Source organism: Marinimicrobium agarilyticum DSM 16975 (assembly GCF_000423345.1).
Taxonomy (GTDB): domain Bacteria; phylum Pseudomonadota; class Gammaproteobacteria; order Pseudomonadales; family Cellvibrionaceae; genus Marinimicrobium; species Marinimicrobium agarilyticum.
The window spans coordinates 408,175-424,705 of sequence record NZ_AUHU01000004.1; the positions used below are offsets into that span (position 1 = coordinate 408,175).

At 57.9% G+C, this 16,531-nt stretch carries 16 protein-coding genes; 7 read left to right on the forward strand and 9 right to left on the reverse strand.

What is annotated here, in order from left to right:
• Positions 1-53 precede the first annotated feature (53 nt).
• From galK to G547_RS0104930, 4 genes are read left to right on the forward strand one after another with little or no spacing between them, the layout of a single operon-like run.
• Entirely contained in the window at positions 54-1,235 is a 1,182-nt protein-coding gene (gene galK / locus G547_RS0104915) for a galactokinase (protein WP_245573354.1), read from the forward strand.
• A gap of 56 nt (positions 1,236-1,291) precedes the next feature.
• Positions 1,292-2,545: a hypothetical protein gene (locus tag G547_RS0104920; RefSeq protein ID WP_027328883.1), complete on the forward strand. Its 1,254-nt coding sequence runs from the start codon at positions 1,292-1,294 to the stop codon at positions 2,543-2,545.
• The gene (locus tag G547_RS20195) at positions 2,542-3,273 is read left to right on the forward strand and encodes an OmpA family protein (RefSeq protein ID WP_051234830.1); all 732 of its coding nucleotides are present in this window, start codon (positions 2,542-2,544) and stop codon (positions 3,271-3,273) included. Before G547_RS0104920 ends, G547_RS20195 begins: the two co-directional genes overlap by 4 nt.
• Positions 3,270-3,842 (forward strand): hypothetical protein, encoded by a 573-nt coding sequence (locus G547_RS0104930; RefSeq protein ID WP_027328884.1) that lies wholly within the window; start codon positions 3,270-3,272, stop codon positions 3,840-3,842. Before G547_RS20195 ends, G547_RS0104930 begins: the two co-directional genes overlap by 4 nt.
• Here the strand turns inward: G547_RS0104930 and G547_RS23330 are convergent.
• Positions 3,831-4,031, reverse strand: coding sequence for a hypothetical protein (locus G547_RS23330; protein WP_157209788.1), 201 nt, complete (start codon positions 4,029-4,031; stop codon positions 3,831-3,833). The genes G547_RS0104930 and G547_RS23330 overlap by 12 nt on opposite strands.
• Positions 4,032-4,119: 88 nt before the next feature.
• Here G547_RS23330 and G547_RS0104935 point away from each other — a divergent pair, with 88 nt between their 5' ends.
• The 3 genes from G547_RS0104935 to G547_RS22515 all read left to right on the forward strand — a co-directional run bounded on the left by G547_RS0104935 (position 4,120) and on the right by G547_RS22515 (position 5,842).
• Complete coding sequence (locus G547_RS0104935) at positions 4,120-4,443, forward strand: BolA/IbaG family iron-sulfur metabolism protein (RefSeq protein ID WP_027328885.1); 324 nt, start codon at positions 4,120-4,122, stop codon at positions 4,441-4,443.
• A 70-nt stretch (positions 4,444-4,513) separates the two neighbouring features.
• Positions 4,514-5,461 carry an oxygen-dependent tRNA uridine(34) hydroxylase TrhO gene (gene trhO, locus G547_RS0104940; protein WP_027328886.1) on the forward strand — a complete coding sequence of 316 codons (948 nt, stop codon included), beginning with the start codon at positions 4,514-4,516 and terminating at the stop codon, positions 5,459-5,461.
• Between the two features lie 33 nt (positions 5,462-5,494).
• The gene (locus tag G547_RS22515) at positions 5,495-5,842 is read left to right on the forward strand and encodes a hypothetical protein (protein WP_051234832.1); all 348 of its coding nucleotides are present in this window, start codon (positions 5,495-5,497) and stop codon (positions 5,840-5,842) included.
• Here the strand turns inward: G547_RS22515 and G547_RS23335 are convergent.
• The 8 genes from G547_RS23335 to map all read right to left on the reverse strand — a co-directional run bounded on the left by G547_RS23335 (position 5,839) and on the right by map (position 16,431).
• Positions 5,839-6,360: a hypothetical protein gene (locus tag G547_RS23335; protein WP_027328887.1), complete on the reverse strand. Its 522-nt coding sequence runs from the start codon at positions 6,358-6,360 to the stop codon at positions 5,839-5,841. The genes G547_RS22515 and G547_RS23335 overlap by 4 nt on opposite strands.
• 163 nt (positions 6,361-6,523) lie before the next feature.
• Positions 6,524-8,755, reverse strand: a complete 2,232-nt coding sequence (locus tag G547_RS0104955; protein ID WP_027328888.1) for a glycosyltransferase — start codon at positions 8,753-8,755, stop codon at positions 6,524-6,526.
• Positions 8,752-9,810, reverse strand: a complete 1,059-nt coding sequence (locus G547_RS0104960) for a lysylphosphatidylglycerol synthase transmembrane domain-containing protein (protein ID WP_027328889.1) — start codon at positions 9,808-9,810, stop codon at positions 8,752-8,754. Before G547_RS0104960 ends, G547_RS0104955 begins: the two co-directional genes overlap by 4 nt.
• A 13-nt stretch (positions 9,811-9,823) precedes the next feature.
• Positions 9,824-10,210, reverse strand: coding sequence for a SirB2 family protein (locus G547_RS0104965; RefSeq protein ID WP_027328890.1), 387 nt, complete (start codon positions 10,208-10,210; stop codon positions 9,824-9,826).
• A 46-nt stretch (positions 10,211-10,256) separates the two neighbouring features.
• Entirely contained in the window at positions 10,257-10,928 is a 672-nt protein-coding gene (gene nth, locus G547_RS0104970; protein ID WP_027328891.1) for an endonuclease III, read from the reverse strand.
• Between the two features lie 372 nt (positions 10,929-11,300).
• Positions 11,301-12,500, reverse strand: coding sequence for a succinyldiaminopimelate transaminase (dapC, locus tag G547_RS0104975; protein ID WP_027328892.1), 1,200 nt, complete (start codon positions 12,498-12,500; stop codon positions 11,301-11,303).
• 446 nt (positions 12,501-12,946) lie between these two features.
• Entirely contained in the window at positions 12,947-15,658 is a 2,712-nt protein-coding gene (locus G547_RS20205) for a [protein-PII] uridylyltransferase (RefSeq protein ID WP_036187077.1), read from the reverse strand.
• Between the two features lie 2 nt (positions 15,659-15,660).
• Positions 15,661-16,431, reverse strand: a complete 771-nt coding sequence (gene map / locus G547_RS0104985) for a type I methionyl aminopeptidase (protein WP_027328893.1) — start codon at positions 16,429-16,431, stop codon at positions 15,661-15,663.
• Between the last annotated feature and the right edge of the window lie 100 nt (positions 16,432-16,531).

A 16,531-nucleotide genomic window follows, 5' to 3' on the forward strand; every position in this document is an offset into this window, starting at 1 on the left:
ACTTCAGGCCCTGTGTGGGCTATCCGGTGGTTGCCGTCGGCGGAGACAGAGCAGTGCCCGATATCGATAGCCACATTCTGGTAGAGCAATTTGAAGCGCAGTATCAGCGCCCGGCGTCCATCCTGGCCAGGGCCCCCGGGCGGGTCAATCTGATTGGTGAACATACGGATTACAATGACGGCTTTGTCCTCCCCGCCGCCATTGATTACGTTAACGCCGTCGCTGCCGCGCCCCGGGAAGACCGTTTGATTTGTGCCACCGCTCTGGATTTTCAGGGTCAATCTGTCCGCTTCTCCCTGGATCAGCCCATGGAAAACGACCCGGTCTCCCCCTGGTCCGACTACCTGCGTGGTGTGGTCCAGGCACTTCTGGCCGATGGCTACCGGCTTTGTGGGGCCGACCTGCTCATACATGGCAATGTGCCCCCGGGTGCAGGCTTGAGCAGCTCCGCCGCGTTGGAGATGGCGCTGATTCGGGCGTTGACCGCCTTGAGTGAAGAGCCGATTACTTCGGAGCGGGCCGCCCAGTTGGGGCAACAGGCCGAGAACCAGTTCGTTGGCTGTAACTGCGGCATCATGGATCAACTGGTCAGTGCCCAAGGGCGGGCCGGCAATGCGCTTCTGATTGACTGCCGGTCCCTGGAGACCCGTTCGGTCCCCATTCCTGACGGCTGGGCGATGCTGATTGTGGAAAGCGGCGTAAGCCGGGGGCTGGTAGACAGTGAATACAATCTGCGCCGCGAACAGTGCGAGTCGGCCGCCGCCTTCTTTGGCGCTGAGAGCCTGCGCGATGTGACCCTGGAGCAGCTGGTATCCGCTCACGGAAAACTCGAGCCGGTCTTGTTCCAGAGGGCACACCACGTTCTCAGTGAGAATGAACGAACGCTGCGTGCCGCCGACGCCCTGCGGGACGGGGATATGGCGACGCTGGCGACGGTGATGATGGAGTCTCATCGCTCGATGCGTGACGACTTCGATATCACCACACCGGCCATTGATACTCTGGTTTCCATTCTCGCCCGAGCCGCGCGGGGCCAGGCGGGCGTTCGCATGACCGGAGGCGGCTTCGGTGGTTGCGTCATTGCCCTCGCCCGCGAGGAAGATCTGCCGGCGCTAGAGGCTGCTGTGGAAGCGGAGTACTCGGCGCGCACCGGATGCAAGGCACGTTTGATTCCCGCCAAAGCCAGTGATGGCGCCTTTGCTGAGGCAGGGTTGGCGTGGCTAGACGGCGCTTAATACGCTACACTCGGGGCCGTTTATAACGCCGTAACGGCATTCTGATTCAGGCCCCTATGGACTTTCTGAACGACTTTTCCACACTCTCTCTGGTGCTGATGGGGCTGATCGCCCTGATGACGGTTTACTTCATCGGCCCGGGTTACTCCTCCCAGAGCGCGGTTCACGCCCCCACGATCCTGACCAGTACCGGTATCTTCGGCACCTTTATCGGGGTGGCGATGGGGTTGCTGGAGTTTGATACGTCTGACATCCAATCGAGTGTACCCGGCCTGATCGGGGGGCTTCGAACAGCGTTCTGGACTTCCATTGCCGGGTTGCTCGGCGCGCTTCTGGTCAAGTTCCGGCACCTGGGGACCACGCTGCGTCAACACCGCCGTCAGTCCAGCTACGAAGCGGCGACGGTGGATGACTTGGCAAACCTGCTATCGGATATCCACCGTTCTCTCTCGGACCCGGAAGCGGGGGGGCTTCACAGCGCGGTTCAGGGCCTGCGTCGGGAACAACATGAGGAAATGGCCGGGCTTAAACGCTCGCTTGAGCAATACCAGAGCGACATGACCGATGCCAATACCCGGGCGCTGACCCAGGTTCTGGAAACGGTGCTGACGGATTTCAATGCTCAGATTGACGTCCAGTACGGCGAGAATTTCAAAAAGCTCAACGAAGCCGTGGGCAACATGCTGCTCTGGCAGCAAAACTACAAAACCGAATTGCAGGAACTGCTGGTGACCCAGCAATCCAACGGTGAGCTGCTTGATAGAGCCAGCCGTGCCTATGAGAAAGTGGTGACCCACTCTGAGGTGTTCAACCAGGTCTCTGAATCGATGGGGGGGCTGATGGAAGCCTTGCAGGCTCAATCCCAGGGGCTCGATCAGTATCTTTCCCAGTTGGCCTCGGTGGCTGACAAGGCTGCGGCGGGACTACCATCGCTGGAGGGGCGCGTGGATGCCCTGACTGATCAGTTGGCCGAGAGTGTCACCCGCAATCAGCAACAACTCAGCCAGGTGCTGGATGAAGCCTCGCGCGCGTTGCGGGATACCTCCGCCGAAGTGCACCGCAACATGGCCGACAGCCTGTCGCAGTCCCAGCAGGGGATGCACCGGCAGGTGGAAACCCTGGTTCAGCGCACGGGTGAACAACTCGAGCAGCTCGACCAGGCTCTGGAAAATGAGCTGACCAAAGCACTCACCACGTTCGGTTATCAACTGACGTCCCTGTCCGAGAAATTTGTCAACGACTATGCGCCTCTGACCGACCGCCTGCGCGCGCTTGTGCAAGCGTCGGAAGCATCAAGAACAGACTCATGACAAAAACGCCCGACAAGCAGAATCCGCTCGCACCCCGGGCCAACCATGAGGTAGAGCACGAGGAGCACTGGGTCTCTGTCAGTGACCTGATGGGTGGCTTGATGATGGTGTTTCTCCTGATCGCCGTGGTGTACATGGTCCAGTTGGAGATTGAGAGCCGCAAAATCCGCGATGTGGCGGTGCTGTATGACCGACTGCGGACCCAGCTTTACGAGGACTTGTACGAGGAGTTCGAACAAGACCTGCCGCGCTGGGGGGCGGAGCTTAACCGGGACCTGAGCTTGCGTTTCTACGATACCGAAGTGCTTTTCCCGCAGGGAGAGGACACCCTCAGGCCCGCTTTTCGTGAGATTCTCGAGGACTTCTTTCCCCGCTATCTGAACATCATCACCTCCCCGAAGTACCGGGAGGATATCCTTGAGGTGCGAATCGAGGGCCACACGTCCAGTGACTGGGGCACGCTTCCGGAACGTGAAGCCTACATCCGCAACATGGCGCTGTCCCAGGCCCGGACCCGAACCACCCTGGCGTATCTGTTGTCCCTGCCCGAGGTGAGCGACGAGCGAGGCTGGATCAAGGCCCACTTGACCGCCAACGGCTTATCTTCGTCCAAACCGGTGGTAGACAATGGCGTCGAGGATCCTGTGCGCTCGCGCCGGGTGGAGTTTCGGTTGCGTACAGACGCCGAGTCGCGCATTGAGGGGTTATTGAAAGAGGAGTCCTTTTGAAACTCCCGGATTTTCTCCAGTTCGAGCCCTTCAACCGGTTGCGGGAGGTGATGGGGGCGGATCAGCTCGGGGCGTTCGAGTTCTTCGACCCCAAGTTGCATCTGACGGCCGCCGAGCGCGAGCAACTGGCCTTGGGGCTGCGGCTGGGCTGGGCTCAGTTGCGCTGCCTGCACGACTATACCCTGGCGTACAAGAACAGCCGGGTGTTGCTGTGGATCGATGAGACCAGCGTGGTTGAGGTGGCCAGGGGGAGCGACGCCGACTCCGGATGGACCGCGCCCTGTTACCATCTGGCGGACTGCCGAAGCCTTCGGGCGGTCCGCCGGGCGGCGCCCGATGTTCGGGTGATGGTCGCCACGGCATTGCCCCCGCCTGACCCCTGGCCCTGGCGGGTTTGCCCGGAATGCCTACAGCAGTTGCAGTTCCGTGGTTTTGATGCCGCGCGAGCGCGGCACCGGGACTACAGCGATCGGGTACTCGAAAAATTCGACCTGGATGACTTCTTCAGGCACTACCCCGTGTACCCGGTGACCTCAGATGTCTTGCGCGCTCTGGATTCAGTGGTTTGAATAGGGGGTGTTTTCCGCGAAATAGGCATAGTAATCCTGCTCCAACGATCGCCCGGTGGCGCGCCTGTCCCTGGATTTTCGGCGTTTGCGATGGTACAGGTCCAACGGCATCTGGGCGCAGGGGTCCCGTTCAAGGCGCCGTTCTCGCCCCCGTCGTCGGTCGACAAAAATTCGGTGTTGATGGTGCATTGCGATGCCAGTTTTGATTTTTTTGCGCTAGGTCAACACAGTGTAGACCGCCCCGGGTAAAATGCCGACAGTTTTTTGGAGTAACGTAATGAAACCGATCGAAGCGTCAATAACGACCAAGTTGACCGAAACTTTTGAGCCCTCGCACCTGGAGGTGCACAACGAGAGCCATCAGCACAATGTGCCTCCCGGGTCCGAAAGCCACTTCAAGGTGGTGTTGGTGTGCGGGGCCTTTACCGGCAAGCGACAGGTGCAGCGCCACCAGGCCGTATATGGCGCCCTTTCTGCGGAGTTGGCCGGACCCGTACATGCCCTGGCGTTGCATACCTACAGCCCGGAAGAGTGGGTGGGGCCCCAATCGGTGCCCGGTTCCCCAGCTTGCCTGGGTGGCGGGAAAGGGGAGGCAAATTGATAGTGGCTGTACAAAATTTAAGCGTTTATAATGCGCGCTTTCCCCGTCATGCCGAGGTTCCGGTCGTTTTATGAGTGTCGTTGTTGCCGCCCTGTACAAGTTTGTGTCCCTGCCGGATTATCGGGAGATCAGTGGTCCGCTGAAGGACAAGTGCGTTGAGCTGGAGCTCAAGGGCACCCTGCTGCTCGCTCACGAGGGCATCAACGGTACCGTCGCCGGCTCACGTGAAGGCATTGACGGTCTGTTGGCATATTTGCAAGCTGACGAGCGCCTGGAAGGCCTTGAGCACAAGGAATCGCCCGCAGACGAGCAGCCGTTCTACCGGATGAAGGTCAAGCTTAAGAAAGAGATTGTGACCATGGGCGTGGATGGAATTGACCCCCGCCATACCGTGGGGACCTATGTCGCCCCCAAAGACTGGAACCGCCTGATCAGTGACCCGGACGTGTTGGTGGTAGATACCCGAAACCATTACGAATACGCCATCGGCAGCTTTGAGCGGGCGTTGGATCCCGAGACGGAAACGTTCAGAGAGTTTCCCGACTATGTCCGCCAGCACCTCGATCCCGGCAAACACAAAAAAGTGGCCATGTTCTGTACCGGCGGCATCCGTTGTGAAAAAGCGACCGCCTATATGAGAGAGCAGGGTTTTGAGGAGGTGTATCACCTTCAGGGCGGCATTCTCAAATATCTGGAAGAGGTGCCCGCGGAGCAAAGCCTGTGGCGCGGGGAGTGTTTTGTATTCGACAACCGCGTAGCGGTGAACCAGAATTTGGAACCCGGGTCTTATGACCAGTGTCATGGTTGCCGTCACCCGATTACCGAGGAAGACAAGGCCTCGGCGCTGTATATGAAAGGCGTGAGCTGTCCCAAGTGCTACCACAACCTGACTCAGGACCAGAAAGCCCGCTTTGCCGAACGTCAGAAACAGATTGAACTGGCCCGCCAGCGCAATGAAGTGCATATTGGCGCTGAGCCGCCGGCGCGTCAGCGCCGCGCTACCGCCAAGTCGTCATGAAATGAGAGGGATGGCCCTCAGGAGCGTAAAATCATGGACCCTTTGAATTTTGATGATTGGGACGTCGATGTCGGGCTTGGTCGGGCCAAGCATCCCTGTGGCTTTCAACTGGAAGTGGAGGGGGATGCCCGCAATCCGACCGGGGTTTCACCCGCCAACTACCCCCCCGAATTGAGTTTCGCTGAACAGGCCCGCCTGTTGCGGTCGGGGATGAATGCGCTGGCTTCGGCGGCGGGGTCTGGGGCCGGGCGGGCTGCCTCTGCGCGCCCGACGACGGTCAATCGCCGGGCCAAACAGGCGGAGGAAAGAGCGAAGCTGTTTGCCGAGCAGCGCAAGGACCGCCCGGCCAGAGCGAAGCTGTCTTTAAAGAAGCCCAGCTAGCGGATGACCAACTGACCGCGCAGTTGCAGATCTGTGCGGTGGGTGTCGACGGCAGTAAACAACTGGTCTAGCCGCTGGCCGGCAATTTCCGCCTGGGATTCTGCGACATGAATGCCGCCGCCACTGGCCACCAGGCGGTCGAGCTCCTGGATGGCTGAATCAATAGCCGCGACTATGGCCTGGGTGGTGGCTTCGTTGCGGAAGACGCGGCCCTGGCCGGTCAGCGCCAGGTACTCATCGCACTCCACCAACCACTGCTTGCGCTGCTTCAGGAAGTTACTGATGTTGCGCATCCCCCCTTTATGCCCGCTTGAGAGCTGACCATCCCGATACGTCTGTAAGCTCTCGCGCGCCCTCAACAGGAAAGTTACGCTGGTATCCTGGCAGTAGTTTGCCGTCAGGTAACTGGGGAATTGGACGTCATGCTCCTCCATTGCTTTTTGCCGCTTGCAGTCTTCGTCACAAGCAGTCGCCGGGAGGCAGACCATTAAACCGATAAGGAGTAATAACTTTTTCATAGCTGCGCCAGTGGGTTGTTATGAATTTTTTTTACTGCTTGATACTACGTATAAATTATTTACACGACAGGGTCAACAATCGTGCGCCAACCTGGTGCCTTTTATTAGAAAACGGTCTAATTCTCTGAATCTTAGAAGGTTTCGGTGTAAAAAGCATCGATTGCTACCATTGGTTAGACTCACCCTCCTGATGGTGGGCCGCCAGCAGCCAGCTGTAAATACGGTGAACATTCTGGGCAAAGGCGTCGGTGGAATGGTGCTGGGCAAACTGCTGCGCCTGTTCAGCCAGAGTTTTCCGGTGTTGCTCATCCTCCAGTATGGTCGCTACCTGGCGACACCAGACATCCAGGTTTTCCGGCGTTTTGTAGCCATTTTCTCCCTCGATGATGACGTCATCGATACCGCTGGAGCGAACCGCCACGACCGGCAACTGTGCCGCCATGGCTTCGAGAATGACCATTCCCTGGGTTTCCGACTTCGAGGCGAACACAAACAGGTCTCCCAAACGGTAGTAAAGCGGCATTTCATCCGGCGGAACGGACCCGACCAGCGTCACGCAGTCATTCAGGCCTTCCTGTTCAATGCGCTGCTGGAGGCGGTGGCGTTCGTGGCCATCGCCGATGATCAGCAAGTGGAAAGGCGACACCTGTCGAGCCTTCAGTTCAGCCATGGCGTCGAGCAAAAAGTCGATGTTCTTCTCCGTGGAGAGCCGGGAAACGCTGATCAGGACTCGCTTTCCTCTCAGGGCGAAGTGCGTGCGTCGCTCTTCCAGCCGGGCAGGGTCGAGATTCTGAAAGCGCTCGTAGTCGATCCCGGTGGGCTGCACAAAGATGGAGGTCTTGACCCCGATCATGCGCAGGTAGTCTTCCGCCGAATTGGTGGGCACGATGACGCCGCTGCAACGGTTGGCGAAGTGCTTGATCAGGGCATGAGAAATCAGGTTGCGGAACAGCGCGCCAGGTAGTGGTACAAAGTGTGCGTAGTGTTCCAGCCGGGTGTGATAGGTATAGACCGCCGGAATGTGCAGCCGGTGGGCAATCCAAAGGCCGAGCGAGCCCATCCAGATGGGGTGGTGGAGGTGAATGATGTCGGGCCGGTAGTCTTTAACCCGCCGGCGAATGCGGCGAAGAAAAATGTTGGCCAGCCGGAATTCGCCGCGAACGCCCATGGCGAAGAGCGAGGGAACCCGGAGTACCTGCTGCTCCTCCGGGTCCTGTTCTTTGTAGCGGGGGGCGACGATCAGTACCGAGTCTTTGAGTGTTTGTAAGCCGCGGCGCAGGCGTTCGATGGACAGGGGCACTCCGCCGATGAAGGGCAGGTAGTTGTTGGTGAACATCGCCACTTTCAGCGGTTGATTTTCCCAAGGCGTGGGGTCCAGGTCGAAGTTCGGGTAGTAATCCCGCCCGACGAAAACCTTCTGGTGCAGCTTGATGCCGACTACCATAAACAGGCTGACCAGAATAATAAAATTGATGTAGCCGACATAGAACAGTGAGTAGATGAAGAACCACAGGCTCTCCAGGGTTCTCCACGCCGGGTGTTGGCCAATCTCCAGTGGCTCCAGTTCGGTCTGCACCTGATCTCCGTTTACCGTCACTTTGACGTAGTGGTAAAAGCTGGTGTCGTCGTTCAGGACCAGCCCACCCGCGCCGCCGGTGGTGATAAAGAGAGTGTCGTCATCGAGTTGCCGGGAGAATACCGGCAGGTTGGCCGAAAACACCGCCGTAACATTATGCTGCTCTATCAGCGTCAACAAGGCATCCCGAAAAGGGGAATCCGGCAGGTAATGGTCCTCGCGGTCAAACAGCAGGTCGTGCTCAATTTTCTTGAGAGGATGATTGATGAACAGGAAGACCGGGCCCTGTCGGGTGTCACTCAAAAGCCCCTTCAACCATTCTATTTGCCAGCGCCAGGGCGTTTTACCGGTGCTGTCGAGAAAAATGAACTGACTTTGCCCGAGGCTGAAGTTGTAAAAGTAGGGTCCAAAGTGCTCGTAGAAGCGAAAGCTGCCAAAGTCTTCGTACTCTTGTTCCCCGAAGGTCAGGAGGAAGGGAATATCCAAGTGGCTGAGTGAACCGTAGAGCGCCCGGTATTTGTCTTCCCCACCACTGCTGATGGCATTGCCCGCGGAGACCAGAAAGTCCACTCCCGATTGGTTCAGAGTGGGAATAATCCGGTTTTCGAACACGCCCACGGAGTTGTTGATATTGCCAACAACGGCAAACTGATACTCGTCAGGGTTGTCGATACGCTGCTGGAGCTCACTCAGTTGCTCGACGTGGACGCTGCTGAACTCCGGGTTGGAAATGTTCAGGTACAGTTTATAGCCTACCAGGAACGCGATGATCAGCAGGTTCAGATAAAACAGCCACTTGAGTAGAGGCGTTCGGCTCATGGCACGTTTCCTTTCGGGCGCTCAGTCAACAACTCCCGGGCCAGGGTTCGACGGAAAATGATCAACCCGATCAACATACCCAGGTAAATGGTCAGTAATCGCCAGGCGAGGGTCACCAACAGGAGGTGGGGGCCACTGACCAGGTTACGAAAGAAGTGACCAAACACGCCTTCAGAGATACCGGAAGCTCCTGGCGTGGGGGAAAAGTACATGATGAAGGTGGTTATGAGGAGCAACGCAAGGGTGGTGAGATAGTTGACGGAATAGTCGAGCGCGAGCAGCAACAAGGCGGGAAAGCTGAACAGGCTCAATAGGAAAACCGCGGTAAAAAACACGGACAGGAAAACGGCCCGATGACTCCCGGACCAATATTCCCCAAAGGCCTGGGCGAACCGCAGCATTTCTCTGCGCGCCTTGTATTGCCAGCGCTGATGGCGCTGGTCACTGAGAAGGTGCCAACGGTGTAGACAGTGCAGCAACCGGCTCAAGGGTGCAATCAGCCAGCGGGTTCGAAAGATCACTACGGTGAAAAACCCCAGGTAGCCGGCAATGAACAGCGCCAGCGCTATGGCAAGGTTGCCCGGTAACCAGTCACCGTTGAACATGGGCAGGGCAATCAGCGCCACCGGCGTCAGGGAAAAGATAAACGCAACGGCCAGCAGCGTGCGCATGGTTGTGGCGGCCGTGGCGTGCCCGATGGGAATGCCCTCGCGTTGGAGGAACCAGATCTGGGCAAACCCGCCGCCGGTTGCCATGGGCGTTATGTTGGAGAAAAACAGATTGATGAAAACCAGTGACAGGAGTTTTCGAAACGGCAGACGATGTCCCAGAGCCTGCAAGGTATACCCCAGCCGCAAGGCGTCAGAAACGTAATAAACCGTGAGTAACGCCGCCAAAGCCAGTAGAACCCAAGGCTGCACAAGCCGGGTGTCAAACCGCACTTCCCGGCCGGCAAATTGGCCGTAGACCGAGTAGAGTCCGGCGATGGTCAGCACCACAAAGAGAATGCCGAAGAGAATCAGCCTTTTCGACGAGTTGGGCGTGGTTTGGGCCAAGGTAACGTGCTCGTTAGGTGATCGGGTAAAAGAAGCCCAGTGGGTCTTTACTGAAAGCGACACTGACAATGTATAGAAACACGACCAACGCTGTCACCCAAGCGCCGATGCGTACAGGTCGCTTCGGGTGGCGAAAAGCCAGAACCCCCAAGCCAATATAGACAAAGAGGGCGACAATCTTGGTGAGTAGCCAGCCGTGCTGCATGGGCGAATAGCCGATCACGACCGCCAATGCGATGGCGCTTACCAGCAGCAGGGTGTCGTTGATGTGGGGCAGCACTTTGACGGGTTTGCGCTTCAGCAGTGATGAGCCCTTGATCATCCAGATGCCCCGCAGGAAGAACCCGAGAAAGGACAGCAGAGCGAATGTTATGTGAAGGTGTTTGAGCAGGGCGATCATCGGTTTGGTCCTGGCGCTGTGGGTGATGGTGAGGGTTGCTGGATTCTCACGCTTTACGGACTTGCTTGGGCCGCTTTCTGGCCGGGTAGCAAGTGCGGCAGATGTCGCATACGGTACCATCGCAGCGACGTGCGGAACAGTGCTCCCTGCCGTAATAGATGATTTGCAGGTGCAGGGCGTTCCACGCGGATTTGGGAAAGAGGCGTTTGAGGTCTTTTTCGGTTTGGGTGACGTTTTTGCCGTTGGTCAATCCCCAGCGCTGGGCGAGTCGGTGGATATGGGTGTCAACCGGGAAGGCAGGCTGCCCGAAGGCCTGGCTCATGACGACGCTGGCGGTTTTATGGCCAACGCCGGGGAGCTTTTCCAGTTCGTTGATGTCGTCGGGGACTTCGCCCTGGTAGTCGTCAATGAGTATCTGTGACAGCTTGGAGATGGCTCTGGCCTTTTGCGGTGAGAGGCCGCAGGGTCGGATGATGGCTTGAATATCTTCGACGGGGACTTTGGCCATGTCGTGTGGGTTGTCGGCGAGTTTCCACAGGTGTGGGGTAACCTGGTTGACGCGTTCGTCGGTGCATTGGGCCGATAGTAGTACGGCGACGAGTAGGGTGTAGGGGTCTTTGTGGTCGAGCGGTATTGGCGGCTCGGGGTAGAGTTCCTGGAGTCGGTTCAGGATGAATTCGACTCTTTCGGCTTTCTTGAGGTTCTTCGGTTCGGTCATGGGTTGGTACTTGTCTTTGAAGGTCTTTTAAGCTTCGATGTTTGGGTTTATGTCAGTGTTGAGTCCGGCGAGCGGAGGAGGGAATACCAGTTGGAGACCCGCCGTGAACCCGTCCATGGGGGCTTCTCATCGGCATCCATGCCTCAGAGAGTCTCCAACTGGTATTCCCTCCTCCGCTCGCCTCCGTGCCATCGAATCACTTTGTGGTCCTGAACAACGACCTATTGGCACGGAGGTGGTGCTGGTGGGAACACTGATCAAAGACTCTCTGAGGCATGGATGCCGATGAGAAGCCTACAGGGATGTATTCACGGCGGGTCTTTGATCAGTGTTCCCACCAGCATCACCGGACATCCAGCTACCACTGGACTTTCAGAACTGTTCCATAAACACTCTAATACGCTTGGCCGCCTCGATACATTCTTCGAGAGACGCCACCAGAGCCATGCGGACGTGATGCTCCCCGGGATTGCCGACGTCAGTGGCGCGGGCGAGGTAATTGCCCGGTAGCACTGTGATGTTCTGTTGGGCGAAAAGTTCGCGGGCAAAGGTCTCGCTATCCATTGGCGTGCGCGGCCAAAGGTAAAACCCTGCCTCCGGCTTCTCAACTTCCAGGCAACCGTCCAGGATTTTCAGTACCGCATCAAACTTCTGCCGATATAACGTCCGGTTCGCCCTCACGTGCACCTCATCCTCCCAGGCCGCGATACTTGCCAACTGAGAAGGCACCGGCATGGCGCAGCCGTGGTAGGTGCGGTAACGCAGAAACTCTGCCAACACCGCCGCATCCCCGGCCACAAAGCCCGAGCGCAGGCCCGGCAGGTTCGAGCGCTTGGAAAGGCTGTGAAAGACCACACAGCGGCTGAAATCCCTCCGCCCCAGCGCCCGGCACGCCTGTAGCAGGCCCATGGGCGGTTCGGCTTCATCGAAATAGAGCTCCGAGTAGCACTCGTCCGAGGCGATGACGAAGTCGTATTGATCGGCCAGGTCGAGAAGCACCCGCCAGTGTTCCAACGTCAGTACGGCGCCGGTGGGGTTGCCGGGGGAGCAGAGGTACAGCAGCTGGCAGTCGCGCCAAATGGTCGGGTCCACCTCGGAGAAGTTCGGGATGTAGCCGTTCTCGGCGGTGCAGTTCAAAAAGGCAATGTCGGCGCCTGCCAGTAAAGCGGCGCCCTCGTATATTTGATAAAAGGGGTTGGGGCTGACTACCAGAGGCCTCTCTGCGGTGCGGTCGACAATCGCTTGCGCAAACGCGAACAGCGCCTCCCGGGTGCCGTTCACGGGAAGAACCTGGGTTTCCGGGTCTAGCTCATTCCCGGCCAATTGAAAGCGTTCAGTTGCCCATCGCGCGATGGCTTGGCGCAGCTCGGGCAGGCCTTTGGTGGCCGGGTAGTTGGAGACGCGGTTGAGGTTTCGGCTCAGAGTCTCCAGCACGAACTGCGGCGGCTCGTGTTTGGGCTCTCCGATGGAGAGTGCAATATGGGCCAGGCCCGCGGGCGGTTCGATGCCGGCTTTCAATTGGGCCAGTTTTTCGAACGGGTAGGGGTGGAGTAGGTTCAGGTCTGGATTCATTGGTTATCTGGTTCTTGATTGAGTTTTGTGGTTTCTGAAAGTCCGGTCTGCTTTGGTGGTTGCGTTTGAGTCCGGCCGGCGATGGGGCATACCCCTTGGAGACCCGCCGTGAACCCATCCCTGGGGGCTTCTCATCGGCATCCATGCCTCAGAGAGTCTCCAAGGGGTATGCCCCATCGCCGGCCTCGGTGCCACGCTTCACCCGACACGCTCTACCCGAATAGTAGTCGGAATGAGATGGTGGGTGGCGGCCTTCGGCCTTACCGCACCCTACCTACATACACACGGACATTCGCTGGCACTGAGGTAGTTGGAGGGTATACCGTTAAGAGACTCTCTGAGGCATGGATGCCGATGAGAAGCCTACAGGGATGTATTCACGGCGGGTCTCTTAACGGTATACCCTCCAACTACCGGACCACAACATGACCACCAGATCGCAAGCTTTAAAGGTTCACAACGGAAGAAGACGTTTTGGTCGCGCGCTTATCCAGCTGCTCGCAAATTTCCCGTTGGAGCGCCTCACACAATTCTGGATCGCTCAAGGGCTCACCATCGTTGTCCGTAATGAAAAACACATCCTCAACCCGCTCGCCCAGCGTCGCAATTTTGGCATTTTGCAGCATCACATCAAACTGCAGAAACACCCGGCCAATACACGCCAGCAGCCCCGGCCGGTCCGGACTGATCACCTCCAGCACGGTATAACCGCTGAGCATGTCATTGCTCAGACTCGTGCGTGTTGGCATCGTAAAATGCTTCATCCGGCGCGGTGTCCGGCGGCTGATCACCTCCGAGTAATCATCCACCAGTCGTAGCTCATCCAGCAGCGCATCCTGAATGCGCTTCAACACCTTCGGGTCATCACCCAGTGGCTCACCATCCTGATTCAGGACAAAGAACGTATCCACCGTATAGCCACTGTCCGAATTATAGATTCGGGCATCCTGAATGTTCAGGTTCAACTGATCCAGCGCCGTCGCCACCGCAGCGAAAACGTTCTTGCGTCCCTTGCTGCGCACAAAAATCTGCGTGGCCCCTTCCAGCTCCCGGTTGGTGGTCTTTTTGATCAGAATCAGGGGCGTGTCAGCGCGGTGCTGGATCATCGCCTCGCTGTGCCAGGCGATGTCCAGCGCCGTTTCGCGCATAAAATATTCTTCGCCCATCTCCGCCCATAGATTCCAGGCCGTGGCAGCATCGATACCCTTGCGCTCAAGCTTGCGCAGGGCGGACTGCTGGGTTTCCTCGATCAGCTCGTGTTTGTCGATATTGTTTTCCAGACCCCGGCGCAGGGCGCGCTTGGTTTCGAGGTACAGCTGACGCATCAGACTGGCGCGCCAGGTGTTCCACAGCTCCTTGTTGGTACCATTGATGTCCGCCACCGTCAGGTTGTACAGATAGTCGAGGCGCTGTTGGTCACCCATTCGCAGGGCGAAGTCATGAATTACGTCGGGGTCGGAAATGTCCTGCTTCTGTGCCACGGTGGACATCAGTAAGTGTTGTTCGACCAGCCAGCACACCAGCCGGGTTTCCCGGGGTGACAAGCCGTGGCGGACACAGAAATCTTCAGCATCCACGGCGCCAAGGGTGGAGTGGTCACCACCGCGACCTTTGGCGATGTCGTGGTAAAGGCCCGCAATGTATAGCAGCTCCGGCTTGGGCAGTCGCTTCATGACGTGAGCGGCGATGGGGAAGTCCTCTTTGGCCCCCGGCTTCAGAAAGTCACACATGTTCTGCATGACCTTCAGGGTGTGCGCGTCCACCGTATAGATGTGGAAAAGGTCGTGCTGCATCTGGCCGGTAACCTGACCGAATTCGGGCAGGTACAGGCCCAGGATGCCGTAGCGAGACATGCGTTTGAGTTGTTCTACCAATCCGGCCGGGTGGCTGAACAGCTCCAGGAACAGCTGCGTATTGTTCGGGTTGCGTCGGTAGTCATTGTCGATCAGGTGCCGGCTCTCGCGTAGCAGCCGGATGGTGGAGGCCCTGACACCCTCGATTTCCGGATGCTTGGCCATGAGCACGAAAATTTCGAGAAGGGCCGAGGGGTTCTCCTCGAACACATAGATGTGGGCCGCCTCGATATAGTGATCCCGCAGCTGGAAGCGCTCGTTCAGGGCCGTGACGTTCTTGTTCTTGCCCCGCTGCAGAATCACCTCGTGCAGGAATTGTAAAAGCACGTCGTTCAATTCTCGAAGAGACATCACCAGACGGTAGTAGCGGTGCATGAACTGCTCGACCGCCAGGTTTTCACTGTTGTCGCGGTACCCGAACATGGATGCCAGCTCGCGCTGATGGTCAAACAGAAGCCGTTCTTCGGCTCGTCCGGCAATCAGGTGGAGCCCATAGCGGACCCGCCAGAGAAACTCTTCACCGCTTCGCAGCAACGAGAACTCCTCTTCTGTGAAAAAGCCTTTACCTTCGAGTTGCGTCAGGGTGCGAACCTGGAAATAGCGCTTGGCCACCCAACTGATCATCTGAATATCGCGCAGCCCGCCGGGGGCGTTTTTGATGTTGGGTTCGAGGTTGTATTCGGTGTCGTTGTACTTCTGGTGGCGATCGATTTGTTCCTGCCACTTGGCCCGGAAAAAGTCATCGGCAGGCCAGAGGTGGTCCGGTGCGGTCTCCTGCATCAGCTGAATGCGCAGCGAGGCATCGCCTTCGATGGTTCGGGATTCCATCAGGTTGGTGGCGACGGTGATATCGTTGCGGGCATAGCCCACACATTCTTCCAGGGTTCGCACGCTGTGGCCGATTTCCAGGCCGATATCCCAAAGGAAGGTCAGAAGCTGTTCGATCTGGCTCTGGCAGCGTTTCAGGGTGTTGTCGTTGCCGGTAAGCAGTAGCAGGTCGATGTCCGAGTGCGGATGCAGTTCGCAGCGGCCATACCCTCCTACGGCCTCCAGGCTGATGCCCAACGGCCAACGATGCTGATGCCAGGCGTAGTGGAGCATGCAATCGACGAACAGGGCTCGTTCGTGAATGAGAGCCCGGATGTCTTCACCTTCGCGAAAGCGGGCGTCGAACTGACGGTTGGCAGCGGCGATTGCATCCTTGAAGACGGTGATGATCGGCTTCTCTTCAAGGGCCCGTCTGAATCGGTTCTGATCAAAAAAGAACAGGGGCCGTTCGAAGTAGGGGACCGCTGCCATATCCATAATTAAAAGCTTTCCTCTTGGCGGGCGGTCAAGACCTCAACGCCATCTTTGGTGACAGCGAGGGTATGTTCCCACTGGGCTGACAGGCGCCCGTCTTTGGTTTCTACCGTCCAGCCGTCGGGTTTGGTTTTGGTATGGCGTTTGCCGGCGTTGATCATGGGCTCGATGGTAAAGGTCATGCCTTCTTTGAGCTCCAGCCCAGTGTCGGGGCGGCCATAGTGCAGTACCTGGGGCTCCTCGTGAAAAACTGTGCCGATACCGTGGCCGCAGTACTCGCGCACCACCGAGTAATGGTTGGCTTCAGCATGCTGCTGGATCGCGTGGCCGATATCACCGAGCTTGATCCCCGGTTTGACCATTTCGATGCCTTTATAGAGACATTCCTGGGTCACTGCCACCAGGCGTTCGGCGTGGGGCAGACGCTTGCCCACGAAGTACATTTTGCTGGTATCCCCGTGGTAGCCGTCGACGATCACGGTGACATCGATATTGAGGATGTCGCCGTTCTTCAGGGCTTTCTTTGCGGTGGGAATTCCGTGGCAGACGACATGGTTGACCGAGGTGCAGATCGATTTGGGAAAGCCCCGGTAATTCAGGCAGGCGGGAATGGCCTTCTGCTCGTTGACGATGTACTCGTGGCAGAGGCGATCCAGCTCGCCGGTAGTGACGCCGGGCTGAACATGGGGTTCGATCATTTCCAGCACTTCCGCCGCCATTCGGCCGGCGATGCGCATTTTCTCGATATCTTCCGGGCTTTTGATGCTGACAGACATGTCTTCTCGCTAATTCTGGGGACAAAACCCCATTCTAAACGATCTGTCCCGGGTCTGACAGTGATCTTGCCCGACGAGGCGGGCTTCTGCTGAGGCTGCC

Bases quoted from the DNA above. Each gene is read 5' to 3' on its own strand.
- dapC (WP_027328892.1), bottom strand. From the start codon at position 12,500: ATGAATCCAGACCTGAACCTACTCCACCCCTACCCGTTCGAAAAACTG.
- G547_RS0104935 (WP_027328885.1), top strand. From the start codon at position 4,120: ATGAAACCGATCGAAGCGTCAATAACGACCAAGTTGACCGAAACTTTT.
- G547_RS0104955 (WP_027328888.1), bottom strand. From the start codon at position 8,755: ATGAGCCGAACGCCTCTACTCAAGTGGCTGTTTTATCTGAACCTGCTG.
- G547_RS20205 (WP_036187077.1), bottom strand. From the start codon at position 15,658: ATGGATATGGCAGCGGTCCCCTACTTCGAACGGCCCCTGTTCTTTTTT.
- G547_RS0104920 (WP_027328883.1), top strand. From the start codon at position 1,292: ATGGACTTTCTGAACGACTTTTCCACACTCTCTCTGGTGCTGATGGGG.
- G547_RS22515 (WP_051234832.1), top strand. From the start codon at position 5,495: ATGGACCCTTTGAATTTTGATGATTGGGACGTCGATGTCGGGCTTGGT.
- nth (WP_027328891.1), bottom strand. From the start codon at position 10,928: ATGACCGAACCGAAGAACCTCAAGAAAGCCGAAAGAGTCGAATTCATC.
- G547_RS0104965 (WP_027328890.1), bottom strand. From the start codon at position 10,210: ATGATCGCCCTGCTCAAACACCTTCACATAACATTCGCTCTGCTGTCC.
- G547_RS23330 (WP_157209788.1), bottom strand. From the start codon at position 4,031: ATGCACCATCAACACCGAATTTTTGTCGACCGACGACGGGGGCGAGAA.
- G547_RS20195 (WP_051234830.1), top strand. From the start codon at position 2,542: ATGACAAAAACGCCCGACAAGCAGAATCCGCTCGCACCCCGGGCCAAC.
- map (WP_027328893.1), bottom strand. From the start codon at position 16,431: ATGTCTGTCAGCATCAAAAGCCCGGAAGATATCGAGAAAATGCGCATC.
- G547_RS23335 (WP_027328887.1), bottom strand. From the start codon at position 6,360: ATGAAAAAGTTATTACTCCTTATCGGTTTAATGGTCTGCCTCCCGGCG.
- trhO (WP_027328886.1), top strand. From the start codon at position 4,514: ATGAGTGTCGTTGTTGCCGCCCTGTACAAGTTTGTGTCCCTGCCGGAT.